This is a genomic window from Enterococcus sp. DIV0421 (assembly GCF_051713745.1).
GTDB classification, from domain to species: domain Bacteria; phylum Bacillota; class Bacilli; order Lactobacillales; family Enterococcaceae; genus Enterococcus_D; species Enterococcus_D casseliflavus.
Genome location: NZ_JBIOQM010000002.1, coordinates 1,082,058 through 1,108,605 on the forward strand (window position 1 = coordinate 1,082,058; position 26,548 = coordinate 1,108,605).

A 26,548-nucleotide genomic window follows, 5' to 3' on the forward strand; every position below is an offset into this window, starting at 1 on the left:
GATGAAAAAGGTGGATGTACTGATTATCGGAGCGGGTCCAGCTGGAACGGCTGCTGCCTACGGGTTAAAAGCCAAAGGTAAGACAGTCGCGATCGTTGAAGCCGATTTATGGGGTGGCACTTGTCCCAATCGCGGGTGCGATCCGAAAAAACTACTGATGCGAGGCGTAGAAGTCAAAACAGAGGCGAAACGTATGCAAGGCAATGGTGTTCAAGGACAGGTAGCCATTGATTGGCCGGCACTGATGGCGTTTAAGCGCTCGTATACCGATCGGGTGCCAGAGTCAACCAAACAAGGGTTACTAGCAGAAGGGATCACTACTTACTACGGACAAGCCGCTTTTCGTGATGCCCATACGGTCGTCGTGGACGCAGAAGAGATTCAAGCAGAAAAAATAATTATTGCGACAGGACAGCGTCCAGCCGTACTTCCAATCGTCGGCAAGGAGCATTTACAAAGCAGTACTGATTTTCTTTCCTTTGAAAAGATGCCAGCAACGATTGCTTTCATAGGTGCTGGGTATATTACCTTCGAATTGGCAATGATCGCTCAAGCAGCAGGTGCTGAAGTTCATGTGATCCATCATAATGACCAGCCGCTAAAAGGATTTGATGCTGAATTGACCGCAGAAATGGTTCGTTCAATGCAGGACCAAGGCGTTTCGTTCCACTTTAATCAGAACACGCAGCGAATCACGAAAGAACAAAACCACTATACGATCCAGACACAAGCATTGTCTCTCACCGTAGAAGCAGTGATTGGTGCCACGGGACGCAGACCCAATAGCGATCAGCTGCAACTGGAAAAGGCAGGGGTAGAAACGTCAAAACAAGGGATCGTAGTAAATGAGTTTTTGCAGACTAGTCAAAGACACATCTATGCAATCGGGGATGTGCTAGCGAAAAAGCAACCAAAACTGACGCCTGTTGCTAGCTTTGAAGCCGCCTATCTTGTCGAGCATATAGATGATCAGAAAACACCCATCCGCTATCCGCTGATCCCTACGCTGGTTTTTGGTGCGGAAAAACTGGCAAGAGTCGGGATCAGTGAGCAAGAGATTGCCGATCATGCCTCAGAATATCATAGCGAGGTGATGGATCTTTCTTCTTGGTATACCTATCGACGAATCAATGATCAAGATGCAAAAATCAAATTGGTTTATAACACATCTGATACCATCGTTGCTGTCACGATTGTTTCTGCATTGGCCGATGAGTTGATCAACCACTTCGTTTTTGTGTTGGAGAATCAGCTATCGAAAGAAGCGCTAGCCCAAATGATTTTTGCCTACCCAACACCTGCTAGCGATTTGTCCTATTTTCTATAAATAATCAAACAAGCCTGCTCTAGTTTCCGCTAGCACAGGCTCTAAATTATTATGTCCGTATTGACTATAGTCCGTGAACCTTAAATGAACCTTAAAGTTAGGCTGGGTTTCATTTAAGCAATGTCTTTGTTTTCTAGTAACCCTAGGTTTAGGCTTTTTTTGACAGCCGGCGGACAGCAGCAATCAGTAAGATCGCCGACAAGAAGAGCCCGACCAAATAGATGATGAAAATAGAATCTGGCTCATAGTGCCGATAATTGAATATTTTTACCATAAAAAAGAGAAACGGGATCGCTGCAATAAGGGTTGAAACGAAACGTTTCCGCCATTGTATGAAAAACGATCCAATCACTAGAAAAAGACAAAACGGGATCCAAAAGACCAAATGTCCGATAAGTTCGATTTTTCACACCTCCTAGCAAGTAAAATCATCATAACGTTTCTTCCTAAAAAGCAAGCGTGAAGGAAAAAATAATCTCATTAGGCATGTATGAAATTATGAGTGGAGTCTTCTGAAAAGTTCACAAGAAATCTGAGAATTTCAAAAGGAAATGAAAAAAACGAACGGTTAGGAATATCCCAATAGTCCGAGACGAAAAATACCTCTTGCAGCATTCATTTTGACTTGAATCCTGCAAGGGGTACTCTTTTGTAGAAAATCTGGTGCTTTATTCAATTGATACCAAAGAAATGCTGAGGAAGGAGCAGCCGTCCTTTTTTATGGCAAAATGTTCTTATTATAAAAAAGGGAAATGACCATACCTATGTCCAACAGATCCTTATAATAAAATCCTTTCAGTGGGCCAATGTGTAAGAAAAATCCGAGAATCATTAATACAAACAGCAGCAGGAAAAGCAGGTTGAAAGCGGTCATCAAGCGAAAACTGAAATGCCAATTACTCAGGAAATACTGATATTTCGCTGCTCGGTAAACTTTGTTTTGAATCGGAATTTTCTTGAGTGCAGGGATCGATTCATGATAGGACGTAAATAATTCGTAGTCTTTTTTCGTCAGTACTTCTGAGAAAATGTGCGTCCCTGCCTGAAAGTCGAAATAGCCCCAATGGAATTGTTCTTTATCCTCTGGTGATTCGTGCTTCATCAGCTTTCTTGGCTTGATCGTGAACGCCTTGATGGTCTCATAGGGGTAACTGAAATAGGTGTTACTTTCTAAATAGTCGATGATGACCAGAAAAAGCATGCGGGTTTCTGTGAAAACTAACAAACGATTGCCGCGGGTATCATGAAAGATGTCCCGGTATGCTTTTGCTTTCTCGGTTGTTGCATAGGCATAGGCGCCAAGCCCTTGATTGGCGAAGGCGAGGTTTCCATCTGGCGTCAAAGGCAGATAGCCAAGAATCGTTTCGTCTTTTGCTAAAAGCGTCCGAAGCTCCTCTAATAGATCTTGCAAGAAAACATATTGTTTGGACAGCTCGAATGTTGCTGCTTTTTCTTGTTCAGATATTTTTGTCAGTGAATTGTTTTCATTTAAGACTAACTGTTTAAAATCCATCGATAGTCATCCTTTCTTTTAAGCGTTTGCGGCCACGGGAAAGACGATTGTAGATCGCTGAGACATTTAAGTCCGTCTGCTCTGCGATGGTTTCGGGTGACTCTTGGTAAAAATAGTAGAGCAGAAAGATCCTTTGATCGAGGGCTTCAAGGTCTTCAATAAAACCCAAAAAGTTTTCCTTTGTCAAAGGTGATTCTTCAATAGCTAGTTCCTGCTCATCAACAGGTTTTTCTTCCAGTGAGCGCTTGTTCAACTTCCGCTTGTGGTCAATCGCACGACTACGACTGATCAAAAGCAGCCAAGTAATCAAGCGGCTTCTTTCTGGTTGGTACGCAGCAATCTTTTGCCAAACCTCGTAAAAAACTTCGTTCGCTACATCTTGGCGCTCGCTCACTTCATGCGGTTGGGAGAGGACACTATGAATCGTCCTCAGCATGCTATCACCATAAACAGCTAACAGTTCTTCTAAGCCGGCATAGTCTTTCTTTTTGATTCGTTCAATGATTTCTTCATCCTGCACCTTTTTCACCCCTTCACACTATATACGAAGAATGTTTGCCTTTTCTATCAGAAAAAGAAAAAAACCTCTGTTAACGAGGTTCATGTTCTTTGGCCAGAAGATCTGTTGCCAAGCGCTGGGCCAAATATTCCCAAAGAATGCCGCCAAAAAAAGCGCCTATCATATAAAGAATGACTGCTTGCAGCTCCAATGGATTATTTGCTAGCCAGAAAGAAAATAGCGAGCCGATGATGAATAGGTAGCTGCCAAAAAGCACTTGCCGCCACGAGCGTTTTTTAACAAACTTGCTAATGAGAAAGGTTGAAAGGATCATCAAGAGAATTTGGATGAATGCCAGCGAAGGCAAAAATGCAAAGTCAGAAACAACCATTTCCCAAAATTGTTGAATCAAGAAAAAGAAAGCAAAGAGAATGAGCCCGCTTGATAATGTACTAAGCCGCAAGGAAGATATTTTTTTTCGCATTGGTTTACTCCTTGAAAGGTTTTCTTTATTATAGCAAATTTTTAATTAAATAATGTAAAAAGATGAACGAGAAGATCTGCAAAAAAACTTCTCCTACATGTGCCTACTTTTAGTATACTTGAAAGAAACGAGTGGATGGACTCGATACATAAGGAGGATTTCATGCCAACGATTCTTTTTGCGCCTGCCAAATGGTCCTCAGAAAGCGATGCAGGAGATTGAACACTTTTTAGAAAAAAACAATTTTCCTATTAAAAAAGAGTGATTATCATTGAGATAATCACTCTTTTTTTAATAGAGATCTACTAGCATCAGCAAGCCTGGGACCCACGTAGTGAAGATACCACAAGCGATCGCAAAATAATGAATCTTACGACCAAAGTTTACCTTCACGATCGTATCCAAAAAGCCGCAAAACCATAACGCTCCCCATGTTAACCAAATCAATGCAAAGAGGGGATCTTGCTCCCATTGCCAAGAGACCCAAGCAAAAGGTAAGGTATTGATGGCTACGAATAGTGCAAAAATCCCATAAATACGTAAATCTAAATCAAAAAGGTAAATGATCCCTACCAACAAATACGTGAAGGCAAAGAGAAAGCCAGTGCCTGCTTCATAATAAGCGCCTTGAAGCATATAGATTAGATTGATAATAAAAGATAACGAACCTGTAAAAAGATTGATCAAAGCAAGTGAGCGGTAGTCAATGTGAAGTAAGCTGCCCCAGCCGTTGATTATCAAAGTAATTCCTACAAAAAATAAACCGATCCCTAACATAAAATCCTCCTTTACTTAAATTTAGAATAACAAATTCTAAGAAAAAATAATAGCTCTATTTATTTTTAGGTCAATAAAAAGGAAAATAATTTTGAAATTTACTATTTTTTGCTGCTAAATTTGATAAAATCAATACCAAAGAGCGCTGCTAGCCGATGCTTTTCTCGTTAAGGGGAAAATTTCAGCGTATAAAAAGAACTTTTACTCGTTGGAAGAAGGGGAAAAGAGACAGATCAATAGATTTTCAGTGTATTGATCGGACAAAAAGCAGACCAGGCAGCAGTTTATCGGTTTTTACGAATTTGCAGCAGTGAAGACTGTTTTGCGGAAAGGAGGACTTATGCCTAGAAAAGATCGAATCTTACTTTTCATTGATGAATATATGCAAGCTCAAGGTTGCGCACCTACCATACGAGAAATCTGTGCCAATGAAGAAATAAAAACGACCTCTTTGGTTTATCGTCATTTGCTGCGTCTCGAAAAAAGAGGCCTAATTTACCGAGCTTATCGCTTTAAGTCACGTTCGGTTCATTTTACAGACGAAGGGAAGGCCTATGTCAAAGCGTTGCGACAAGCACTTTTAGCAGACGAAAAACGAACGCATGGCAATGAAGAATAGCTTAACACCAAAATAAAAAAGCCTAGAGGCTTTTTTATTTTGGTGCACGGTAGCCAGCAGCTTCCGCTTCAGCGATCGTTTTGAACCATTCTTTCGGATTCGTCGTATCATCATAGTATTTAGATCCTGGCAAATGATAGATGCCGCTTCTTGATCCTTTGATCAAACCATTTCCTTGTTGATCGACATATTCTTTCTGTTTCTCCTCTGTTTCACTGTTTTGAGAAGTGGCTGTTGTCGTGTTGTTCTCACTACTTGTAGCATTCTCCTGTTGCGTCATATCTTCGTTTGAAATCTCGCTGCTGCCATCCGCATAGTTGATCGTGACACCATCTTGGATGTTGAAGATATAATAGTTGAATTGGATCGTATCGTCGCCAATAGATTGGGCTTGCATCTGTACCCCACGGGCAACCAGCTCGTCATCACGATAGATTGGAGTGACAGAATATCGAACATAAAGGTTTTTGTCTTGCTTGAGATAGTAGTTGATATCCATTTCTAAGCGCAACATCTCTGGATTGTTCAATTGACTAGTTCCCGTGATCAAATTCTTCCAGTTTGCATTTTCGCCAGCTAAAGCAAACCCAATCAAATGCGTCCGATTATATAAATATTTCCCATTGGGGAGCTGTTTATTACGCCAGCCTGTCGGTTTCACACTGGAGATATCGCCACGTTTTTCCGTAGGCATTAAGGATTGATTCAACATTGCTTCAGCCGAAGTCGCTCGATTGAGGTGGTCAAGGTCGCCGTATGCTTCCCAGGCACCATTTTCAAGTGAAAGGTCGTCTTCTGAAAACTCAGGGATGTTTTGATTGACTTCAATTGTTTGGGTGCCTTGGTAGGTTAGCTGTGCCAATTCGTCTGCGCGAATATCTTTAGCAGAAGGGGTGCTTACCTCTGATTGTTGCGTTTCCTGCTTTGGAAATAGGTCATTGTTTTGTAGGAAACCAAAGCCAACTGCTGCGAGTGCGAGAAGCGCAGTGACCGATCCAATCAATGTTTTTTTCTTTGCCATCTCTTTATTGCCTCTCTTTTCATTGATATAGGTTTAGAATAAACGGTGAGTAAAAAAATCACAACTAGTTTATCATACCATTTGCGGGGGATGTTTTACAGCGTCTGCTAGCTTCTTTTGCCTTTTGTTCTTGACAAACTTCAGTCAATTTTCTTTACAAGCGACGCCCTTTAAAAGAATTTTTTCGTCTGCGAGTAATATTTTTCATATTTTAAAAAAACTATGTGATATAATGAATAAAGTTGCTGCTCTATCCCTTTGATGCTTGTTTTAATAACAGTCATCTCCAGCTGCGGAACAAACTTTCAGCTGTCTAGCAGACAACGTTCAAACGAAAGAAAACTGGACAATTTTCTGAACGATTGCCTTTCTTTCTTTGACCAAAATTATAGGAGAAGGAGTGTATCCCATGAACCAGCAAGAAACCATCTTACATTATTTAAATAAGAAAGACTCTGAAAAGTTAAAAGAACTCGTATCAGGAATGGAAGAGCTGCCGCTATTACAATTATTCAGCAATTTATCCGCTGATGAGAAAGTGATCGTTTTCCGACTGTTACCGAAAGACAAAGCCCTTATCCTGTTTGAAGATTTGACACCAGCTACCCAACAACACTTATTACGCTCTTTCACCGATGAACGAGCAACCGAATTTGTGAATGAGATGGCGCCTGATGTTCGTGTACGGCTTTTAGATGAGTTGCCAGCGACCGTAACACAAAAACTTTTACAATCGTTGGCGCCTGATGAACGAGCTGCAACAAACCTCTTACTAGGGTATGAAGCCGAAACTGCGGGTCGCTTGATGACACCGGAATTCATTACATTGAAAAAAGATATGACAGTCAATCAAGCATTGGAAAAAGTGCGAATGCAAGCCAAAGAAAAAGAAACAATCTATACGCTTTATGTTACTGATCAAACGAAAACGTTAGAAGGTGTTTTGTCGCTGAAAGATCTCTTAATGGCACAAGGGGATCAACGCATCAGTGAAATCATGTCCCAAAAAGTTATTTATGTGACCACTGACACCGACCAAGAAGAAGCAGCCCGTCTGCTAAATGAACTAGATATCATTGCGCTGCCAGTCGTAGACAAGGAATCAAGAATCGTTGGGATCATTACCGTCGATGACGCGATCGATGTCATCGAGTTGGAAACAACGGAAGACATGTTTAATGCCGCTGGTTTGGTCGATGTCGCCTCCAACGAAGCAGACCGTAGTAATGTTTTGATCAATGGCAGCCTGTGGCAAATCTGGAAAGTCCGCTTGCCATTCTTAGTGATCACTTTAGTGGCTGGACTTTTAGCTGGGGTCGTCATTGATGAATTTGAACAAACGTTAGAGTCGGTGGCAGCCGTTGCGATTTTTATTCCTTTGATCATGGATATGGGTGGAAACGTTGGTACACAATCCTCTACTGTATTTGTTCGGGGGATGTCGTTAGGGCATATTGATCTTTCGACCTTCACCAGACATTTCTTTAAAGAAGTTTGGATCGGTTTGAGTCTAGGCTTGATCGTCGGGATCATCTCTGGAACCGCTGCTTCACTTTGGCAAGGGATCCCGATGTTAGGGGTCGCTGTTGGGATTTCCTTAGTTTTTGCTATGACCTTAGCCGCAGCACTTGGCTTTTTAGTCCCGTTTGTACTTATTAAACTAAACATCGACCAAGCAGCCGGTTCGGCACCGATCATCACCTCGATCAAAGATATTGCTGGCTTGTTTATCTACTTCGTTTCAGTAAATGTTCTTTTGGGTCATTTGCTTTAGCATACTGTCCGTTCCAGTGGTATAATAAAGCGACATCACATGATGAGCACAACATAGAAAGGGGAAATGTCCTATGACAAATCAAATGAAGCAACATCAACTCGGAGGTTTCTCTTTTTAAGTGCGGCCTCCTAATTAACTGGAGGGAAATCATGGAAAAACAAGGAATCGTGGTCTTTCAGGCTAAGGATATCGCAAAAGTCCGCCTGACCACAGGAGAAGAATGTTTAGCAACCGTTTCAGGAAAATTTCGTCAACAGGCACGAGCGCCAAAGGATTATCCTATTGTTGGTGATTTTGTCCAAGGGCAGGTGTATGATCAAGATCATTTCTTGATTGATGCTTTGCTCCCACGAAAGAGTTTTTTACAACGAAAAGTAGCCGGAAATCGGACGGATGAACAAGGGATCGCTGCGAACATCGACACGGTTTTTATTGCAACTAGCGCCAATGAAGAATTTAATTTCGCTCGGTTAGAGCGCTTTGTCACGATCGCTTGGGACAGTGGCGCTAACCCAGTGATTCTCTTGACCAAAGCCGATCAAGTCACAGCTGATGAAAAAGCAGAGCTGCTGCAAGCATTAAACGATGCTTTTGGTGTGAAAGCATTCGCTACTTCTATTTATGAACCGAACGAATTGCTGACAGAAGCCTACTTTTCAGACGGAAAAATCAGTGCATTTATCGGTTCGTCAGGCGTCGGGAAGTCCAGCTTATTAAATCAGCTCATGGAACAAGCCGTTCAAAAAACCAATGACATACGAGAGGATAGTCGAGGACGACACACGACGACGAGTCGCCAGTTGTTCACACTGCCCTCTGGCGCAATGATCATCGATACTCCTGGCATGCGGGAAGTTGGCATTAGTACCGTTCGGTCAGCTTCGATCGAGCAATCCTTTGAAGCGATCAGTCAATATGCTGAAGGTTGTTTCTTCAGAGACTGTCAGCATGAAACAGAACCGAAATGTGCGGTAAAAGCAGCTATTGCTGCCGGTGAGCTTTCAGAAGCAGCCTTCGCTCGCTATCGCAAAATGGAAAAAGAGCTGGCGTATTTGAAACGAAAAGAACAGATCAAAGAAATGAAAAAGTAATAGTTAGCACTCCTTTGTATAAGAGGAGTGCTTTTTTGTACGTGTCAAGAGCGCCTTGTTGAGTAAAGAAGAGGAGAGCCGCAGCCAATGTTCTTGTGTTTTCATGAAAAGGGGCCAATTTCAAAGGGCACTACATGCTAAGTGGTTGAACTAAACTAAGATCGCCTGCCTGGTTACAAGCTGTCGTCAAGAAAAGCAGGATAAAAAAACACAGTGGGGTGTTGTCCCACTGTGTTTTGAGCAATGATTTGCCCCTGCCAAGGTATTTCTAGTATAAAGCGTTGATTCTTAAATAGCAACTCGAAAAAATCGCCTCAATCAGCAGAGCGCAGAATTTTCGTCATGGCTTTTCCTTTCGCCAGTTCATCGATCAGTTTATCTAGGTAACGAATTTCTTGAACTATTGGCTCTTCGATCTCTTCTACCCGAATCCCGCAAATCACACCAGTGATCTGTTTTCGTGCAGGATTGAGCTGAGGGGCTTGCTTAAAAAAGCGTTCAAAAGAAACATCATCAGCCATCTGGTGGAGTGTTGCTTGGTCATACCCAGTTAGCCAGGTAATAATCTGATCTACTTCTTCTTTTGTCCGATTTTTCCGTTCTGCTTTGGCAATATACAGAGGATAGACTTTCGCAAAACTCATTTGGGTGATTTTTTGATTTTTCATGATAAACTCCTTTAGTCTTTACACAAAGTATACTTTATTTTTTTCTTTTTGCCGAGATTTTCAACGTTTGTTGTGTGCCAAAATAGGCGAGGGGACTAAAGAATGATTTTTTCTTCCTGTTCACGAAACCCCAATACTTTTTGTCGTGACTCGCCATCCCAATAGAGCAAGTCCAAATTCTTATGTAGCATTAGCTGTGTATATAATTCTTTCAACGTCAGAGCCGGCTTTTTGGGTTCGAAAAATAAAATCAATTGGTTATGACTATCTTGTGCGATCGTCGTAAAAGGAATCAGGTTTTCTTTGTAAGTTAAATAAATTCCTTGGTAATCTGCTGCACTCGACGACGTTGTTAGTGCTGTCAAGAGGTCTCTTGCTCTCATAATGAACCCGCCTTTACTGTTTTTTGCCGATAGGCATCGATATCCAACATGATTTTCGTTTTGCCGTACACCGTATACTTTTGCACCACGAATTGACGGCGCTTATTCCAATAGCCGCCCACGGTTAGAAACATGCCGTCATCAACATCCCCTAAAAAATTCAAACTGTGTTTCGCAATCAAACAGTTGGTGGTACCTAGTGTAAAGCGGACCAAAGGGGAGGGGGCAAAGGAGACGATTCTTATTTTTGAGACAGATCCTTTTTGTGTTTCCATCATTTCTTCCTCCTTTAGTTTAAGTAGTGTAAACAGTTGTATTATTCGCTGAGATCAAACCATTTTCTTTCTTCGTAGAAAGCAACGTGACGAATCTCATCATAATGGATTTTTTCTGTGGTTTCTCTCGTCAAATAAATGCCCAATGTGTCGTATCCGCTGATTTTTCCGACAATATCTGGGGGATAGCCGCCTTCTTCATTGACTTCTTCTCGTTGGATCGCCACAGTTACGTTCTTTTTCATCGCTTCGAATAAGCATTGATTGATTTCTTCCGTTGTGAGTGACGGCTTAGGCGGACAATCAAACGTGCGTGTCGGCTCTTCTTCAATTTCAGTTGTATGCTCAGATAAAAAGAATCCTTGCCACTTTAGCTTTTTCCGATCTTCATATGGTTGCAGCATACCCATAGCAATCACCTCTTATCTATATAATACAAACATATGTTCTCTTTTGTAAAGCGAACAGATTTTTAAATTTCTGATTCTTCTATGTAACATCTAAAAAGTGCATCAAACAAGGGGATAGTGGCGGGTATCGTTTTTTTATACTATATATGTTATAATTTATCCTGAAGGAATCATGAACGTTTTAGAAAATAGCTGGCGAAAAAGGAGAATAGTATGTCTGGATTAATCGTGGTCCTGCTTACGATCTACTTTGCAAGTAGGAAAGATAAAGAACAGTGGCTTTTTGATCGCAAACGATTGACTATTCTGGCGCTTATGTTTGTGATCGTCGGCATAAGTTGGGGCTTAAATGACAAAATAATGAAGGACCCTCGGAACCAAAATATTAGAAGTGATTTACTGTTTAATTATTCGTTCCCCTTATTGATAGGTATGCTAGGTCTATTTATCAAAGAAATACCACGGTGGGGACGGATCGTGACTTTGTCATTTGGCTTTATGATTTTTGGGTATTTAGCTATGCACTATTTGATAGGGTTTCACAACCCGTATTGGGAAAATCTACAGCTAAGTCCATTGTATTGGCTACCAAGTGACTAGCCATACGAAAGTATCGCCAATGGAAACGAAAAAAAGCACTCCCTTTATTGAGTGCTTTTTTCGGCTAAATCACTGCAGCAAGATGTTTCTTTTCCCAAAAAATGGGTTGAACCTAAGTAGCAAAAGGATCATATAAGGAGAAGTCACGACTGTTGAAATCAAACCGATTGATTCTTGACTAAACCGTGTCTTTTGATCATTGCCAAAGTAAAATATGCGACGAGCGTTCCTGCAATCCCAAAAAGTAAATCGATTCGATCAGGGGTGTTCATGAAGCCAAAGATAGTCTCGCTCAATAGATTGGCAATGAATAAGAGCAGGGTCAATAGTGTGACGGCTTTAAATGGCGCACCTACGAGAAGCCAAAAGTACCCCAGTAAGCCAATAATCAAACTAATCGAAAAATTGGAGATATGAAGATAAAAGTCAGGATACATCAAAGTAAAGAAAGAAATGTCCAAGTACTTTGATAAGTAGAGGAAGAGGGCTGTGAACACGAAAAGCAAGTAGAGGAGTGACGCCCAGATTTTTGGTAAAAAGACTAGCTTTAATTGCTTCTTCTTTTTCATTTTTATTCTCCTTAATAATTGTTATCTTATAGTAAAGCAGATCTATGTATCCCTAAACTTATTTTATGTTCTTATCGCCTTTGATTTTGACTGTTCGGACTAAATGGGTGTATGTAGGTTTTAAATATTCCTATAGAAAATTAGTTCTTATCGTTCGTGTGCACAGTTTCAATCATTTTGATCAATTTAGAACGGTCCCAAAGCTCAACATCCAATTTCGCTGCTAATTGTTTTGCGGATTCAGTAAAATAACTATTTGTCAGTACAATCGCTTTATCTAACGAATAATAACCAATCCCTGCGTAAACTTCTTGAACTGCTTTGTTGCCAACTTTATTTTTCCAACGTTTGCACTGAATACCATGCTTGCACCCATTTTTAGAGGCGATTACGTCAATTCCTTGATCACCAAACGCTTTGGTCATGCTAATCCCGTTAAATTCAAGTTTTCTTAACAAAAATGCAGTGTATTGCTCAAATTCCTTTCCAGACATTTTATCGATAGTATCTAACTGCGCTGAAGCAAAACGTTTGCGTTCGCTAACTATTGGATAAATTGCAGAAAATAAACCTAAAACGCTGATTACGAGTCCAACATACAATATGGGAGCAAAGTGCCAATCAAAAACAAAATAGCCAATGGTCATTAAAATTCCCACAATAAATAATTTTAAACTTTCATTTTCATGGTTACTCATTTAAAAACCCTCCTGTTTCTTCATTATATCATAGGAAGGGAGGGCAAAATGAGCAAAAATGCATCCTTTAATAAACAAAAATGAGCTGCATTTTATTCTAAACAACTTTGTATAATATATATTATGTAAACTAAAATATAAAATTTTTCGAACACCGTATTTAGCGGATAATTTTACGGCTCTCCTCCCTCTTATTTAGGATTATTTCCTTCAAATTCACCTAATTGGCAGCATAATCAAAAAAATGGTCATTTGAGCGATAGTTTTAGATTTTTGTTGGTTCTACGAGTGAAACAACATGCAACTGACAAATTATCTCTGAACCTTTGTCTGTATTTGATCTTGTTGATTCTTGAATCTTTGAATTCAAGCTTTGGTTTGCAGCTGCTGGCCAAACTCAATGAATCAGTCAAGTATCGTTGTTCACGATCTTATCAGTAATGATTCGCACTTAACCCAGCAAATTTGTGCTAACTAATAGCCTAATGGGAATCTTGATCACAGGCAAACCAGCAACGATAAACAAGAAACGTTTCGTTGCGTTCAGTTTTCACCTAAACGGATCAGATTCCCATAGCGAGTCCTAATCAAGGGTGCACAGTCATCTAAGTACAAGTTTCGTTTTGTTGCTGCCAATAAAGCAATGACAGCTACGGAAAGTTTCAAACTATGTAATACAGGATCGCCGAAAAGACAATGATCAAAATGACCAAGACAACGATTAGTTGATTTAAACGTCGAATAAGCAGGTTTTTCTTGTTTTTTTCAAATTCTTTTCCTTCATTTCGATAATATTCTCTATCTTTTGTTCCCACGAGCGCCAACTCCTTTTCCCTGATTTTATCACTATCCTGAAAACAATGGGTGCAATCAAGGTGTTTTGTACAATAAATGGCAGTATTTTGTTAGAGCCTACAATCGTATGCGTATAGCGACTAAATAAGACGACTGACGAGTTCCAAGTGATTCATAACGGCGGCTTTCCGAATAACGCCCATACCAGGAAACGCCCCTTGCTGATAAGCAGCAACTAATAGCTGCAGCCCAGCTGTTTGTGTAGGATACTCTTCCTCATGCTGCAACAAAGCTTCCATGACTTCAAAAAACTTTTCTTTCTGACTTGGTAATTCTTCCTCAGAAAATAAGTGAACGATTCGCAAGTCTTGCTCTGCTGTCGGATAGATCCAATGCAAAACCAACCGTTTTGAGGGATAACTGTGCTCATAATAAATTTTGCTATCGACAGAAAAATCACTAAATCCCGCATAGCCCAATTTATGATAAAGATGATGGGTTTTTGAAAATCCTTCCTCCGGACATTCTGTATAAAAACTATTTTTAGGTAAACGGGTAAACGGATCTTCCATCAGTAGTTTCGGGCCGTTGATTTTATTTAACAAACGAAACTCTTTGCTAACCAGCACCGGCAGTGTATTTTCCCGCCAATCACTAGCGAGTGCTTGGTCCGCTTGATGGATGATCCAAAGATCAGGCTTTTCTTCCACTGTTTCAATGGGACGATCTACGATCATTGCTTTAGGGGCAGCAACATTTTGCAACTCTGCTAACCCCTCTGCCGTCAGAAAAGCCCCCGCCTGTGGATTGCGAACCAGATAAAAAGGATGCTGCTTCCTTTGAAACAGGTCAATGGTCGTCCAAAACGTTTTTGATTGCTTGACTGGTTCAATGATCGGCTGGATCGCGTCTGACAAACAATCTTGTTCCAACAGTGCTTTCAACGCCAATAAATCAAATTGTTTTCCACGAATATACGGGAAGTACATCTTCTTCTCTCCTTCTTACTCGCCTGATAAAAAACGTTTTTCCAGCGCTTCATAGGCTGATCTCGTAGCGGCCAATTCTTCTTTCAAGGCTTCGATCGCTTGCAGCTGAGTATCTTCAATAAATCGATCATAGTAATTGACTCCACCACCGAACAAGTCATACTCAGGCTGACGTTTCTTCAGTTCTTGGTACAAACGTTCTGTTGAAAATACCCGCAATCCTCGAGCAGTCTGTTTTGCTTTGCCGACTTCTCGCGCTTGTGCCGAAATCAACCGAAACAATAAGGCATTTTCTGGAACCTGCAGCTCTTGCCGTTGGGGCTTCTTTTCGACACTGAAATACCCTTTGCTGCCCGTTTCTTTTTCAAGAAATGCATGATAGACCAGAACACCAATTGTAGGTCCAATCTGATCTTTGACTTTCTCATACAATGCCTTGGGTAAGACAAAATAATTATAATTCCCAATAAAGGATAGTTTTGCTTTTGAGCGAAAATCTGCCAAACTAACTTTGAGTTCGTAGCAACGCCATTCAAAGGTATTTTCAGTCGTCAAGCGACAACTCAAAGTATCCACGATGCCGTGATCATCTGGCATGACGACCTCTTCTACCACAATATCACTGTTTTCCCGACAATAATAATAAAGTGCCTCTTCCATTTCTAAAGTTAAGGATGTCTTCACAAATTCACGACCTTTGTCTTGTTTCACCTGTTATAAAACATATGTTCGCATTTTGGAAGAGGGAAATAAAAGCAGCCTATCATTCCCTCACCCATTCGGGCATCCGTTAACAAGAATCTCTTCAACCATCCTCTTTGTACCGCGGAATCGTAACAAAAAAAGCAACAAGAGCACACCAAGTTGAGCGATTAATAGACCTTTAAAGGGAAATTCAAAAGTAAAGCCTGTGGGAAGATGAAAGAAATGGAAGAAATCCTGCAGTGCTTTTTGACTAAGCCACAAACCGCTGACAAGCCCTATCAAACTAATAACAGTGCTTTGAATGCCTACAAAGAAAAGCTCTTCAAAGGTGACCAACAACGGAGACTGTCCTAACAACAACCGAATACTCAGAGATTGCTGCTCCTCCCCCATCAAATGAAAACGATACATGTGATTGCAGTGCCATAAAAAGGCGGCGATCAAGCCTATAGTTAGAACGCCTAGTACGAAGCGTAGCAACTGCAAAAAGAAAAGCCAACTGACATACGTGAGATCCATCTGATTCTCACTGCTATTTGTTTCATATTGTAGCCATTGATGAAAAAACACTAGCCAATGCTCTGCAAAGATGGCGATGATCAGTAGAAGAATCGCCAACACACCACTCATCAGCAAACTGCGCCTACGAAGTGCTGCGTGCCAGCCGAATTGACAAGGATAGTAGAAGTACCGCCATTTGTTCATGATATCTCTCCTTTTGGCGTCTATTTTACAGAACTATCCAAATTTAGACAAATATCATCTTGTTTACATAATATAATTATGATCAAAAAAAGAGTGCGGCATGCAGTCCACACTCTTTTCCCTTTAGCTATCGACGTTTACAAATACCTTGTTAGTAGCTGCAACAAACGCTGCGGAAATTCTGTTAAATTGGAAAGATCAATAAAGCGTTCTTCCCCATAAATCGCTTTGATCACCTCTTTGTCTTGCCCAATAGCAGCTGCAAGAAACAGCACCCCTTGTCGTTCATAGTCAGCGATCACCTGCTGAATATCTTCTTTGGCTTTTACCCCTGTATAATCAGGAAGAGCTTTTGGCTGGCCATCACTGATATTCAAGAGTAATTTAGTGGTTGCCGGCTGATGAGCGAGCTTTTCAGCTAGCACACGCAAGACAGCTCCATCACGGTTATTTTGCCGAGGCTTCATTGTCATGAGTTTCTCTGGCACAAATTCAAAGCCTTCATTAAATTCTTTGTATGCAAAAAGCGAGGTTTTTTCACGAGCGGTCACGTCCGCTGTGTCGCCATAGATCATCAATGGCAAAGATAAACGTTCGGCAAAAGCATTCACCGCTAAGACCGCCTGTTGGGCATACAATATCCGATCTTCTCGAATCATCGAACCTGATTCATCGATGCGCAAAGCAAGAGCTAAGGAAGGCTGTTCGTGAGGTGGATTCTTCTTGTCAAAGGTCCGAAAATCCTGATACGCAACCTTGCTGGCATCAAAGCGTGTACCACTGTACTTACCTTTACTGTATGCCGAAGCTTGTTCGTTTTCCAATACTTCTTGGGTTTGCTTGATCAATGACTCTACGATCGGCTGCAACGGCTGCAAACGCTGTTGGGCTTCAGTCGCTTTTTCTAAATCGACGGGTGGTCGATGAACGATCAGCCCTTCTTTGGCATGGATCGATTCTTTCAATGCTTGTCGTGCTGCCTTTGATGCCGTGGTTTTCTTTTCTTTCTCCTGGGCTTCATACGCTTCGATCGACAAAGAATGAGAAGCAGGAGCTGCCTCTTGTGTCTCACTCCCAGCTTTTGCTTGGCCATCATGACTATTGCGTTCTAGTTCTTCTGAAAACGTCGCCTCAGTTGCTGCGCTTTTCGCTTCTTGTTTGTCAGAATCACTGGTTTCCATCGTTTCCGCCTCAGTTTCTTGATTGGCGGTCTCAAGGACTTGCTCATTTTTTAGGATGGGCGTGCCTTCTTCCACTACATTGCGTTGGTCAGCCTCTTCGCTGTTGACTCTGCGTCCTTTGATTTGTTCTTTAAAGGCATTTAGCGGTTGTCCAGAAAACAAAAGCCGCAATTGCGCCAATAACCCTGAAGCTTCTAGCGCCTGTTGTAACAGAGAAAGCTCATTTGGATCGGTAGTGATTTTGTAGAGCACTTTGCTATCAATTGCTGTAAAGGGATCTTGTCCTTGTTTGACAGCATTTAACCAATAAAAATAGGAACGCATGCCCGCCACCCCTTTGATGGCGTTGGCTTTGGCGGTCACGTCTAGTAAGCGGATGATTTCAGCCATTTTCTCTGCAGTCGTTTTGTCCGGATAACTGGTTTTGGCAATGCCTCGCTGCACCATGACTGCTAGCTCAGGTAAATCCATTTTTTCAGCGTGCTGCATCCGATCTCGCAAGGATTCGTTCAAGGGGCGGTTGCCTTGGTAATTCCGATTCGTTGTGATGATCACCACACAGTCAGGGTGTCGTCGAACAAAACCGGTCGGGATATTTAGCATTCCGTTTTGTTCAAGGGCCGAGTTTAGTGCCACTAGTACCGAAGCATCACGAATGACCGTTGGTTCTTGAATCTCAAGCAAATAGCCTTTTTCCAGCGCCCGTACGATTTCGGAGGGATAAAATTTGTATTGAATCGTCGGTTGCTGATCACTGGTTTCAATCCGTTCGATCAGTTCCGCAAATTTCGCCCGTGCCCGCTCACGAGTCAAGGAAAAATGCCGCTGGATCAATGCCAAGACATCTTCAAAACAATCACTTTGATAAATCGCATCCAGCAAGTCCTTGTCCTCTTCTTGGTCGGTGTTGATCACTGGTAATAAAGCACCAAATACATCTGACTTATCCATATCCGCAAAGCAGGTGATTTTGGTGTAGGGCAGTTGCAAGTCGGCAGAAAGTGCCTTTGCCAACTGGGTCTTACCAGACCCAGCATCGCCTTCCAGCAACACATTGAAGATCTTCATCTCTGGATCCGCCCAATTCAACGCGATCTCTGAAGCAATTCGTAGTTCTTCAGCACTGGTCTGATGACTTTGTGGTTTTTTCCAAATCATGGTTTGTTCTAATTTGCTAAAAGCGCATCCTTTCGTTACGACAAAAGACGGTTGATTTTGTGTCATGGCAATCTGCTCCTTTTCTTAATAACCTAGCTCATCTAAAAGCCGCTTTAGGATTTTGAAGCGTTCGCCGTATAGCTCGCCATCTTTTTGCAAGGAATCATAAAAAAGCAGAATGTCTTCATCGATTTTAGGATTTTCGGTGTCTACTTCAACGGTCATACGATTTCCTTGCAGGCCAATGATCTCGATCAACGGATTTTCAGGATCGTAAAACTTTTCATGGCGATAGGCCTCTTGAAAATACAAACTAGATTGCGCCACTAAGATTGCTAGATCTAAGATTCTAGTGAGGGGTAGTTCTTCTGACTGACGAGACCATTTTTCACCTGTATGGCGCCAAACCTTGCCTGAGATATCGACTTTTCCGCGATCATTCCATTGTGCTAATCCGAGGGAAAGGCCTTTTGCATCTGTATGTAACGCATTTTTTCCGTCAACAGTATCATAGTCTTCCACTTTAATGACGGGCTTATGTTTCAAGTTTTCTGGTATTTTCATTATTCTCACTCCTTGTTTAGTAAATTAGTAATTTACTAGATAGAGTAAGTATAATGAGGAAGCTAGTTTGGAACAAGCAAAAGGTCTTTTCTAGTAGCTAGGGACAGATGTTTATAGAAAAAGCACTTGATAAGAAGCATCTAAAAACAAACGCTCTTAAAAAGTACTTTTTTATGACGCATTACTTCACTAACTCAATTGATTGAAAAAAAGGCGCAACGCTTGTTTTCTCTGATATGTAAGCTGCGCTTTAGGAATGCCTTGGATCGCCCCTTCAATGCCGTAGAGCATATGCAAGCAAGCGCCCGCATCACATTGGTGGCGGATAGTTAGAAAAACCTCTTCGGCCGTTTTTGTGCGTAGTTGTTCAGGGGTATTGATGCCGATACGCACCAGGTGATCCGCTAAAACCTGACCTACATTTGGTAATTTTTGCAGTTCATTCATAGGTTTCTCCTTTTTGATTGTGGTCATCTTGCCCCTCTTTCTCTTGACGAACCAACGCATAGAGCTTCATATCGAACAGCTGCTGGTTTTTCTCCGCATGCTTTCGCAAAACGCCTTCTAACGTAAAACCTGCCTTTTCCAACACACGACAAGAGGAATGATTCTTCGCAAAAGATTCAGCAGAAATACGAACGATAGTTGATGTAGTAAATACATAGTCACATAGTTGCTGAACGGCTTGCGTCATCAAGCCTTTTCCCCAATACTCTTGTGCAATAGAGTAGCCAATCTCAGCCGTTCTATAATGGATATTTTCTTTGCGAACAGCACGGATACTGCCGACTGCTCGGTCATCCACAGTGATCGCAAAGGCAAATTCTGCTTCCTCCACAGATCGAATATAGGCTTGTGCATCTGCGACCGTGTAGGGGAATGGCAACCCATCTCGTAAATAATCGTGGATGGTTTGATTATTTAACGCATGGGCTAAATCTTGTGCATCGCTCATTTGCCATCTTCTTAAGGAACACTTCATAGCAATTCCTCCTTTGTCAGTCCTTCATTTTGATCCTATTGTACGAGTTTGTGTGATTTTTTACAAGCGAATCTCAAAAAAGCAGAAAAAAGAACCAGCTAGACAAACGTCTAACTGGTTCTTACATACATCGTCTTGAAAAGATAATGGCGTGATAAACATAGAAAAAATAAAAATTATTGCGCTGAAATAGCGATTCCAATGGCTTTTTCTCCTAAATGCGTGCCGATAACTGGTCCGAAGTGACCAATCTCAATTTCTGCATTTGGGTATTTCGCTTGTAGCTTCGCTTTTTCTTCTTTCGCTACTTCTAAATTGTTGGCGTGGATTACATAAAATTTAACGGGCAATGCGATTTCTTGCTCCCGTTGACCAATGATATCTTCTGCGCGATTGAATGCTTTTTTACTGGAACGAATGCGCTCGTAAAGCACAATTTTACCTTGATCAAAGGTCAAGATCGGTTTGATTTTTAATAATCCGCCAATCAAGGCTGCCCCATTGGTTAAGCGACCGCCGCGAACCAAGTTATTCAAGTCGTCCACGATTAGATAGGCATAGGTATTGTCTCTGATAGTGTCCAGATGGGAAATGATCTCTTCGACGGTTTTGCCTTGACTTGATAGATCAAGAGCGGTTTCTACCATGTGACCCATCGGCATACTTGTGATTTTCGAATCGTAAGGAATGATTTGAACACCTTCGATTTCATCGGTGATTCCATACAGCGTTCCGATAAATCCAGAGATCCCGCTTGATAAGTGGATACTAATGATCGTGTCGTAACCGCGATCTTTCAATGACTCATATAAGGCTAACACTTCTCCTAATACCGGTTGAGAAGTGGTTGGGAATTCTTTGCTGTTTTTCAGCAAAGCGTAATACTCATCAGCTTCAATGTCGATACCCTCATTGTAGACTTTTCCATCTAAAATAACAGGAATCGGTATGATAAACAAATCTTCATGGTTTTTGATCCGTTCCGGCAGATAAGCTGTACTGTCAGTAACAACGGCTAATTTCATTCTTTTTCCTCGTTTCAACAAATTTCAAACGTCATTAATAATATAGCATAAATTTACTTACTTTCAAATGGTTTTCAGAACTTTTCATTCTGCTTACTCATTAAGAAAATTCCTGATCGCTTGTTGATTGGTTTCAAGATTGACGACTAACACACTTCCAGCACTCGCACTTGAACCGTATTGCCAAGAGTCAGCGACTGGGACAGTCAAGCTGTCGACTCCTCCCGCCCCTCGAGCAATCGAGAAGGTATTTTTTAATAGGAAAGACATTGGCAGGTTGGTGGAAGCATAGCCTAAGACTTTTCCTGCTGCATAAGGCAATTTTAAAATAGCTAAAGGATTTTTCATTTCGCTAAAGATCGCATCCATTACTTGTTGCTGTCGTCTTACACGACCGAAGTCACCTTCTTCGTCCATCCGAAAGCGTGCGTATTGCAACAGCTCAAGCCCATTCATTTGTTGTTGCCCTTGTTTGATGGCAACTTCAAGATTTTTACTCATATCTTTTTCCGCGTTGATAGCAACACCTGAGGGAAACAGTGTGTCGATCACTTTTTCAAAGGAACGAAAGTCAACTTTTGCATAATAGTTGGTTTCTAGCCCGAAATTCTCCGCTAATGTTTGTCTGACTAAATCAGCACCACCAAAGGCATACGCCGCATTGATCTTGTTTTCGCCATAACCGGGAATCGTAACTAAAGTATCCCGCATAAAGGAAAGCAGCTTCGGTTGCTTACTGGGACCATCTAATTGCAAAACCATAATAGTGTCTGCGCGTCCAGCTTCTCCTTCACGACTATCACTACCAATGAGCAATATATTACGAGCACCATTAGCAGCGGCCGTACCATTAAAGGTCTCTTCATCAGTCGTAGCAAAAGCAGCGTCACTTCTTGCGACTTGCTGACCGACAAGAAACGCAATTAATGAATAGGCAAAAAGCACCAATAGTACCCGAACCACAATACGCAGAACTGGGTGCTTCCGCTTTTTCTTTTGTTTGGGTTGCTTGCTCTTCTTAAGCTTTTGCGGTTTTTGTTTGCTTTGTTCCTGGCCTTGATGCATCGCAGGTCCCTGAGCAGATAGCGGGGGGATTGCGCTTTTTCGTCCCTCAGATTTTTTTATTCCTACTTGTGACTGTTCTCGGGAACTTTGAGCCGCACGAGGGTCGCTTGCCCTAGGATGCTCGGTGTTTTGATACAAAATGTCTCTTACTGGCTCATCAGCAGACGAAGTAGAATCACTCGGTCTGACGCGCTGGTTTCTTCTTTTGGCTTCTCGGCGGGCAAAGATACTTTCTTTGGCTGCCTGACTGGATTCCTTTTCTAGCCGTTCATGCAGTTTTTTATTTTTTTCCATCCTGCTCATTGCTTCTGATCCTCCAACTAAAAAATAGCTCTCTGTCTATAAGGATACCCTAGACCTTATAGAAAGAAAGCTATTTTTTGAAATTTTAACCTTTTTCTAGGAAATTTCTTCATTTTTCTACCTTAGATGCTTTGATGCTCCTTGTCGTGTGCTCACAAATCCTGCTTGCTCATAAAATGATTTCACTTGATTTGCCGACCAAAAGTTTAGCGAGAGATCATCGAAGCCTTTTTCCAGCGCAACGTTTTCAGCAAATGCCAACAATTGTTTTCCAATATGCATCCCTTGGTACCGAGGGTCAACAGCGATCGCTGCAATTTCCAGCCACTTTCGTTCATGCATCATCGCATTTTGTGGCAAACGGACCTCTTGAAGATGCACAAAGCCACAAGGCTGTTCCGCCAACCAAGCGATAAAAAAGTGGTGGCTTGGCTCTTGCAGCTGCTGTGTGATTGCTTGTTCAAATCTTGGTTGATCAAAGGACTTAAAAATCGTTGGGTACCATTGATGGTGCTGTGTTTGGATCTCTTTATGAAACGTTGCTAAAAGTGTTTCATCTTGGCTAATTCTTATTTTGACTTGAGTCATTTTTTGTCACTTCCTCAACAACATTTACCGAATACACGCCGAGAAGATGGACGTGTCCACCCAACAACTGAATCTCTTCAAAGGCATTTACAATCAGTTGCCACGGTTTGTCCATCACCAGATCGATCACGAAAAAGTATTCCCCTAAGGAGGTTTTTGACGGCCGCGATTCAATTTTGCTTAAATCAATTTCTCGCCAGCCAAAGGTTGCTAAGATTTTGTGCAAGATTCCCGGGCGATTTGCTGGCAGCGTCACAAAAATCGTTGCTTTCTCGACGGTCTGCTCTGGTAATTGGGTGTTTGCTGCTTTCTTCGTCAAAACCCAAAACCGGGTTTGATTAAAGGCAACATCTTGAATATTGGTTTCTTTGATCGTTAACTGATAAGCCAAAGCGGCTTCTTTGGAAGCAATCGCCGCAACTGCTTCTTCTGGATGTTTTGCTACGTACGCTGCTGCAGTCGTTGTGGAAGCAACCGCCTCAACAGTAGCTCCAGCAAATCGGGCTTCGATGAAGTCGGCACATTGAGCCAAGGCTTGCGGATGAGAAATTATCTTAGTGATGGGACGGTAGTCTTTTGCTGTTTGCTGAGAAACTAACAATTGATGATTGATCGGTAAAATAATTTCCTGTTCGATGCTCAATTGATTTTGACGAAACAGTGTATCAATAGTGGCATGAACGGACCCTTCTAATGAGTTCTCGTTCGGAACGACCGCACGATCGATCACACCGTTAGCTAGCGCTTGAATACAAAGTGGAATCGATCCATAAGGGATACAGGCATTTTCTGGATACGCTTCTTGCGCAGCTAAATGCGTAAAGGAACTTTTCGGTCCTAAATAACCAATCTTCATTTTATGCACCTGCTTTGATCAAAATTTCCTGTACGATTTCTTCTGGTGTTTTGTTCGTCGTTTCAACGATCAATGAAGCAGTTTCTTCATAAAGAGGAATCCGAGGACGGTAAACAGCCAATATTTCTTCTGGTGATTTTGAGACGACTAAAGGACGAATGCTGCCAGTATCCGCCTTTAAGCGATGGATCAGTTCCTCGGGATCTGTTTTTAAATACACGACGAGCGGCATCTCTTTTAAAAGCTGACGGTTTTCTTCTTTTAATACGATGCCCCCACCAGTGGAAATAATTTGTTCCTTTGCCAAAGTTTTAGCTAAAATATCCGTTTCGATTTTGCGAAAGGCTTCCTCACCGTGTTGATCGAAAAAGTCTTGAATGGTCATGCCGATCTCAGCAACGATCAAGTCATCAAAATCCACATGAGACTGTTTCGTTTCTTCAGCCAAAAGACGACCAATCGTGGTTTTTCCAGCACCCATAAAGCCAATTAATATCACTTTTTTCACTCGCTGTTTCCTCCTTTAGCCAAACGTGCGACATCCTCAAAAAAATCAGGATAAGAAACTGCTACGGCTTCGGCTTTTTCTAATTCTACCTCTTCATCTGTCAATAAGGCGGCAATTTGCAGCATCATGCCGATGCGATGGTCCCCCCGACTTGACACACGTCCGCCATGCAAAGGGGTTGGACCGTTGATGATCAACCCGTCCTCGGTGGGAGTGATGTCCGCTCCTAGTTTTGTCAACTCTTCGGCAGTTGCATCAATTCGGTTGGTTTCTTTTACTTTTAGTTCTTCCGCATCTTTGATCACCGTTTTGCCATGCGCCTGCGTGGCTAACAACGCAATGATCGGCAATTCATCGATCAAGCGTGGGATAATATCGCCAGCGATGGTTACTGCCTGCAAGGTAGAACTTTGAACGGTAAGGTCAGCTGATTGATTCTGATCGTCTTGATTAGAAAAAGCAATCGAAGCACCCATCTCCTCTAGCACGTCAAGAATTCCTGTACGAGTGGGGTTGATCCCGACATTTTTTAAAACGATCTCACTTTCTGGCATAATCGCGCCGGCTGTTAAGAAAAAGGCAGCGGAGGAAATATCACCGGGAACAACTACTTCTTGTCCTTGGAGTGTTTGAGGTCCCGTCACAGTGATCGTTTTGCCTTGTGTTGTGATGACACCACCGAATTGACGGATCATTTCTTCGGTGTGGTTGCGGCTTGTTTCTTTTTCAATGATCGTAGATGTACCTTGTGCTTGTAGTGCCGCAAAAATCAGCGCTGATTTTACTTGAGCACTTGCTACGGGCATCTGATAATTGATGGGATGTAATGAAGCCGTGCCATTGATGGTGATCGGTGGGAACTCCGTCTGTTCATGCCCTCTCACATCGGCACCCATTTCTCTTAATGGCAGCATCACGCGATTCATTGGTCGTCTATTCAATGAGTCATCACCGAATAAGGTAGTTGTAAATGGCTGTCCAGCCAAAATCCCCATCATTAGACGAATCGTTGTGCCAGAATTACCGATATCGATTGGTTCGTCAGCAGGCTTAAGACCATTAAAGCCCTGTCCTTCAATCGTGATCGTCTGACCGTCATCATGGATCGGAACCCCTAATGATTGAAATGCATGAAGGGTGCTATAGCAGTCTTCTCCACGTAAGAAATTTCGGACAGTCGTTGTTCCTTCAGCTAACGCCCCGAACATGATACTGCGATGTGAGATCGATTTGTCAGCAGGGACCGCTATCGTCCCTTTTAAATGTGTTGCTTTTTTTAGTTTCATCCCAGCCTCCTATTTTTTTCGACACGAATAGGTCGTCTTGTTTTGGATCAGCTGCTCTGCTTGCAGCAAATCATTTTGCGTTTTGAATGAAATCTGTAAAACACCAATGATGTCTTCTCGAGTTTCAAGAATTTTTAAGTTGATCAAAGAGAGCTGATGCTCGCTCAATAGCCCCGTCACTTCAGCGACAACACCGGGATGATCCGGTACATCGATGAATAGATCATAGAATGCCGGGATCGCGCCATTTTGATGAACCGGCAATTGATCCCGTGTTTCCTTCGCGGATTCAAAGAACCGAAAGATCGCCCGTTCGTCTTTTTCCTGCAACCAGTGAGCCATGGTCGTCATTTGTTTTTGCCACTCATCGATCAGCTGCAGTAGTTCCTGTCGATTACTCAATAAGATATCGGTCCACATGCGAGGATCTGAAGAAGCGATGCGAGTGATATCGCGAAAACCGCCTGCTGCAAGTTGTTGCGCTCTGGGGTGGGCTTGGTTGAAAGCGTCTGCCTGATTGACTAATCCAGAAGCAATAATATGGGGCAAATGGCTCAACATCCCTGTGATTTGATCATGCTCTTTTGGCGCAAGCGCCACATATTTGGCTCTAGTGCCGCGAAAAAGCTCTTGCAGCTCTTCCATCCGCTGACTTTTCGTCGGTGTGAAGATATAGTAAGCATTCTCGAAAAGGTTCTCATCGGCTGCTGTGATCCCTGATTTATGAGAGCCAGCCATCGGATGGCCCCCAATAAAATCAAAGGAAAAGGACTCGGCGAATTGGGTGATTTCCGCTTTGGTACTGCCGGTGTCTGTTACCAGCACCGAAGGCTTTAATGAAAGTGCCCCCAGTTCGGCAAGATATTTTTTGGTGATCTCTACCGGCAATGCCAACAAAATCACGTCGGCACGGACAGCACCTTCTGAAAATGAAGGGGGCACTTCGTCTACTAAACTTGTTGCTAATGCGATCTCATTGGTTTCCTGACAATCCCAGCCCATCAAATGCACTTGCGGATGTGCCTTTTTGATACATTTTGCTAAGGAAGCGCCGATCAATCCTAGACCGGCGACAAAGATATTTTGGTTCATGAAAAGAATCCTCATTTCTACTGGAATTTTTGCTG

At 42.1% G+C, this 26,548-nt stretch carries 32 protein-coding genes; 5 read left to right on the forward strand and 27 right to left on the reverse strand.

Annotated elements, in window-relative coordinates:
• The first annotated feature begins 1 nt into the window (after window position 1).
• Window positions 2-1,327 (forward strand): dihydrolipoyl dehydrogenase family protein, encoded by a 1,326-nt coding sequence (locus IGI96_RS16255; protein WP_123834579.1) that lies wholly within the window; start codon window positions 2-4, stop codon window positions 1,325-1,327.
• A 242-nt stretch (window positions 1,328-1,569) separates the two neighbouring features.
• Here the strand turns inward: IGI96_RS16255 and IGI96_RS16260 are convergent, their stop codons facing one another.
• The 5 genes from IGI96_RS16260 to IGI96_RS16280 all read right to left on the reverse strand — a co-directional run bounded on the left by IGI96_RS16260 (window position 1,570) and on the right by IGI96_RS16280 (window position 4,600).
• Window positions 1,570-1,737 carry a hypothetical protein gene (locus IGI96_RS16260; RefSeq protein ID WP_005235914.1) on the reverse strand — a complete coding sequence of 56 codons (168 nt, stop codon included), beginning with the start codon at window positions 1,735-1,737 and terminating at the stop codon, window positions 1,570-1,572.
• A gap of 308 nt (window positions 1,738-2,045) precedes the next feature.
• Window positions 2,046-2,840 (reverse strand): hypothetical protein, encoded by a 795-nt coding sequence (locus IGI96_RS16265; protein WP_438785371.1) that lies wholly within the window; start codon window positions 2,838-2,840, stop codon window positions 2,046-2,048.
• Window positions 2,830-3,369 carry a sigma-70 family RNA polymerase sigma factor gene (locus tag IGI96_RS16270; RefSeq protein ID WP_016609350.1) on the reverse strand — a complete coding sequence of 180 codons (540 nt, stop codon included), beginning with the start codon at window positions 3,367-3,369 and terminating at the stop codon, window positions 2,830-2,832. The genes IGI96_RS16265 and IGI96_RS16270 overlap by 11 nt, the downstream gene beginning before the upstream one ends.
• Before the next feature lie 61 nt (window positions 3,370-3,430).
• Window positions 3,431-3,823: a hypothetical protein gene (locus IGI96_RS16275; RefSeq protein ID WP_438785372.1), complete on the reverse strand. Its 393-nt coding sequence runs from the start codon at window positions 3,821-3,823 to the stop codon at window positions 3,431-3,433.
• Window positions 3,824-4,114: 291 nt separating this feature from the next.
• Window positions 4,115-4,600 carry an AmiS/UreI family transporter gene (locus IGI96_RS16280; protein ID WP_016609347.1) on the reverse strand — a complete coding sequence of 162 codons (486 nt, stop codon included), beginning with the start codon at window positions 4,598-4,600 and terminating at the stop codon, window positions 4,115-4,117.
• 340 nt (window positions 4,601-4,940) lie between these two features.
• On the opposite strand from IGI96_RS16280, the gene IGI96_RS16285 reads away from it, so the two are divergent.
• Window positions 4,941-5,219 (forward strand): LexA family protein, encoded by a 279-nt coding sequence (locus IGI96_RS16285; protein ID WP_438785373.1) that lies wholly within the window; start codon window positions 4,941-4,943, stop codon window positions 5,217-5,219.
• 34 nt (window positions 5,220-5,253) lie between these two features.
• On the opposite strand, the gene IGI96_RS16290 is transcribed toward IGI96_RS16285, so the two are convergent.
• Window positions 5,254-6,240, reverse strand: coding sequence for a DNA/RNA non-specific endonuclease (locus IGI96_RS16290; protein ID WP_438785374.1), 987 nt, complete (start codon window positions 6,238-6,240; stop codon window positions 5,254-5,256).
• Window positions 6,241-6,649: 409 nt separating this feature from the next.
• Between IGI96_RS16290 and mgtE the strand changes: the two genes are divergently transcribed.
• Both mgtE and rsgA read left to right on the forward strand, forming a co-directional pair.
• Window positions 6,650-8,014, forward strand: coding sequence for a magnesium transporter (gene mgtE / locus IGI96_RS16295; RefSeq protein ID WP_015509692.1), 1,365 nt, complete (start codon window positions 6,650-6,652; stop codon window positions 8,012-8,014).
• A 152-nt stretch (window positions 8,015-8,166) separates the two neighbouring features.
• Window positions 8,167-9,108, forward strand: a complete 942-nt coding sequence (gene rsgA / locus IGI96_RS16300; RefSeq protein ID WP_015509693.1) for a ribosome small subunit-dependent GTPase A — start codon at window positions 8,167-8,169, stop codon at window positions 9,106-9,108.
• Window positions 9,109-9,422: 314 nt separating this feature from the next.
• On the opposite strand, the gene IGI96_RS16305 is transcribed toward rsgA, so the two are convergent.
• From IGI96_RS16305 to IGI96_RS16320, 4 genes are all read right to left on the reverse strand, one after another.
• Complete coding sequence (locus tag IGI96_RS16305) at window positions 9,423-9,776, reverse strand: DUF2200 domain-containing protein (RefSeq protein ID WP_086338214.1); 354 nt, start codon at window positions 9,774-9,776, stop codon at window positions 9,423-9,425.
• Window positions 9,777-9,871: 95 nt separating this feature from the next.
• Window positions 9,872-10,159, reverse strand: coding sequence for a hypothetical protein (locus tag IGI96_RS16310; RefSeq protein ID WP_005226077.1), 288 nt, complete (start codon window positions 10,157-10,159; stop codon window positions 9,872-9,874).
• On the reverse strand, window positions 10,156-10,434 hold the full coding sequence (locus IGI96_RS16315) for a hypothetical protein (protein ID WP_016611786.1): 279 nt from the start codon (window positions 10,432-10,434) through the stop codon (window positions 10,156-10,158). Before IGI96_RS16315 ends, IGI96_RS16310 begins: the two co-directional genes overlap by 4 nt.
• A 41-nt stretch (window positions 10,435-10,475) precedes the next feature.
• On the reverse strand, window positions 10,476-10,844 hold the full coding sequence (locus tag IGI96_RS16320) for a hypothetical protein (protein WP_086338213.1): 369 nt from the start codon (window positions 10,842-10,844) through the stop codon (window positions 10,476-10,478).
• 213 nt (window positions 10,845-11,057) lie between these two features.
• Here IGI96_RS16320 and IGI96_RS16325 point away from each other — a divergent pair, with 213 nt between their 5' ends.
• Window positions 11,058-11,444 carry a hypothetical protein gene (locus tag IGI96_RS16325; protein WP_086338212.1) on the forward strand — a complete coding sequence of 129 codons (387 nt, stop codon included), beginning with the start codon at window positions 11,058-11,060 and terminating at the stop codon, window positions 11,442-11,444.
• Between the two features lie 158 nt (window positions 11,445-11,602).
• Here the strand turns inward: IGI96_RS16325 and IGI96_RS16330 are convergent, their stop codons facing one another.
• The 17 genes from IGI96_RS16330 to IGI96_RS16410 all read right to left on the reverse strand — a co-directional run bounded on the left by IGI96_RS16330 (window position 11,603) and on the right by IGI96_RS16410 (window position 26,513).
• Entirely contained in the window at window positions 11,603-12,013 is a 411-nt protein-coding gene (locus IGI96_RS16330; protein ID WP_086338211.1) for a hypothetical protein, read from the reverse strand.
• A gap of 140 nt (window positions 12,014-12,153) precedes the next feature.
• Window positions 12,154-12,711, reverse strand: coding sequence for a restriction endonuclease (locus IGI96_RS16335; protein ID WP_086338210.1), 558 nt, complete (start codon window positions 12,709-12,711; stop codon window positions 12,154-12,156).
• A 662-nt stretch (window positions 12,712-13,373) separates the two neighbouring features.
• On the reverse strand, window positions 13,374-13,526 hold the full coding sequence (locus tag IGI96_RS16340; RefSeq protein ID WP_010748347.1) for a hypothetical protein: 153 nt from the start codon (window positions 13,524-13,526) through the stop codon (window positions 13,374-13,376).
• A 120-nt stretch (window positions 13,527-13,646) separates the two neighbouring features.
• Window positions 13,647-14,495: a sce7725 family protein gene (locus IGI96_RS16345; protein ID WP_015509701.1), complete on the reverse strand. Its 849-nt coding sequence runs from the start codon at window positions 14,493-14,495 to the stop codon at window positions 13,647-13,649.
• A 15-nt stretch (window positions 14,496-14,510) separates the two neighbouring features.
• Entirely contained in the window at window positions 14,511-15,179 is a 669-nt protein-coding gene (locus IGI96_RS16350; RefSeq protein WP_086338209.1) for a hypothetical protein, read from the reverse strand.
• An 87-nt stretch (window positions 15,180-15,266) separates the two neighbouring features.
• Complete coding sequence (locus IGI96_RS16355) at window positions 15,267-15,905, reverse strand: hypothetical protein (protein ID WP_438785375.1); 639 nt, start codon at window positions 15,903-15,905, stop codon at window positions 15,267-15,269.
• A gap of 137 nt (window positions 15,906-16,042) precedes the next feature.
• The gene (locus tag IGI96_RS16360; protein ID WP_438785376.1) at window positions 16,043-18,310 is read right to left on the reverse strand and encodes an AAA family ATPase; all 2,268 of its coding nucleotides are present in this window, start codon (window positions 18,308-18,310) and stop codon (window positions 16,043-16,045) included.
• Between the two features lie 18 nt (window positions 18,311-18,328).
• A complete protein-coding gene (locus IGI96_RS16365) occupies window positions 18,329-18,808 on the reverse strand; it encodes a DUF6530 family protein (protein ID WP_005235941.1) in 480 nt (159 codons plus the stop codon).
• 189 nt (window positions 18,809-18,997) lie between these two features.
• Complete coding sequence (locus tag IGI96_RS16370) at window positions 18,998-19,255, reverse strand: TfoX/Sxy family DNA transformation protein (RefSeq protein ID WP_086338206.1); 258 nt, start codon at window positions 19,253-19,255, stop codon at window positions 18,998-19,000.
• Window positions 19,248-19,790, reverse strand: coding sequence for a GNAT family N-acetyltransferase (locus IGI96_RS16375; RefSeq protein ID WP_010748353.1), 543 nt, complete (start codon window positions 19,788-19,790; stop codon window positions 19,248-19,250). The genes IGI96_RS16370 and IGI96_RS16375 overlap by 8 nt, the downstream gene beginning before the upstream one ends.
• Window positions 19,791-19,966: 176 nt before the next feature.
• The gene (locus IGI96_RS16380; RefSeq protein WP_005235946.1) at window positions 19,967-20,815 is read right to left on the reverse strand and encodes a DegV family protein; all 849 of its coding nucleotides are present in this window, start codon (window positions 20,813-20,815) and stop codon (window positions 19,967-19,969) included.
• Window positions 20,816-20,908: 93 nt separating this feature from the next.
• Window positions 20,909-22,183, reverse strand: a complete 1,275-nt coding sequence (locus tag IGI96_RS16385) for an LCP family protein (protein WP_086338205.1) — start codon at window positions 22,181-22,183, stop codon at window positions 20,909-20,911.
• Between the two features lie 117 nt (window positions 22,184-22,300).
• Window positions 22,301-22,771 (reverse strand): GNAT family N-acetyltransferase, encoded by a 471-nt coding sequence (locus tag IGI96_RS16390; RefSeq protein WP_438785377.1) that lies wholly within the window; start codon window positions 22,769-22,771, stop codon window positions 22,301-22,303.
• Window positions 22,746-23,627, reverse strand: a complete 882-nt coding sequence (gene pheA / locus IGI96_RS16395; protein ID WP_016609328.1) for a prephenate dehydratase — start codon at window positions 23,625-23,627, stop codon at window positions 22,746-22,748. The genes IGI96_RS16390 and pheA overlap by 26 nt, the downstream gene beginning before the upstream one ends.
• 1 nt (window position 23,628) lies before the next feature.
• Window positions 23,629-24,135, reverse strand: a complete 507-nt coding sequence (locus tag IGI96_RS16400) for a shikimate kinase (RefSeq protein ID WP_005226095.1) — start codon at window positions 24,133-24,135, stop codon at window positions 23,629-23,631.
• Window positions 24,132-25,421, reverse strand: a complete 1,290-nt coding sequence (aroA, locus tag IGI96_RS16405) for a 3-phosphoshikimate 1-carboxyvinyltransferase (RefSeq protein ID WP_086338204.1) — start codon at window positions 25,419-25,421, stop codon at window positions 24,132-24,134. Before aroA ends, IGI96_RS16400 begins: the two co-directional genes overlap by 4 nt.
• A gap of 9 nt (window positions 25,422-25,430) precedes the next feature.
• A complete protein-coding gene (locus IGI96_RS16410) occupies window positions 25,431-26,513 on the reverse strand; it encodes a prephenate dehydrogenase (protein ID WP_010748358.1) in 1,083 nt (360 codons plus the stop codon).
• Between the last annotated feature and the right edge of the window lie 35 nt (window positions 26,514-26,548).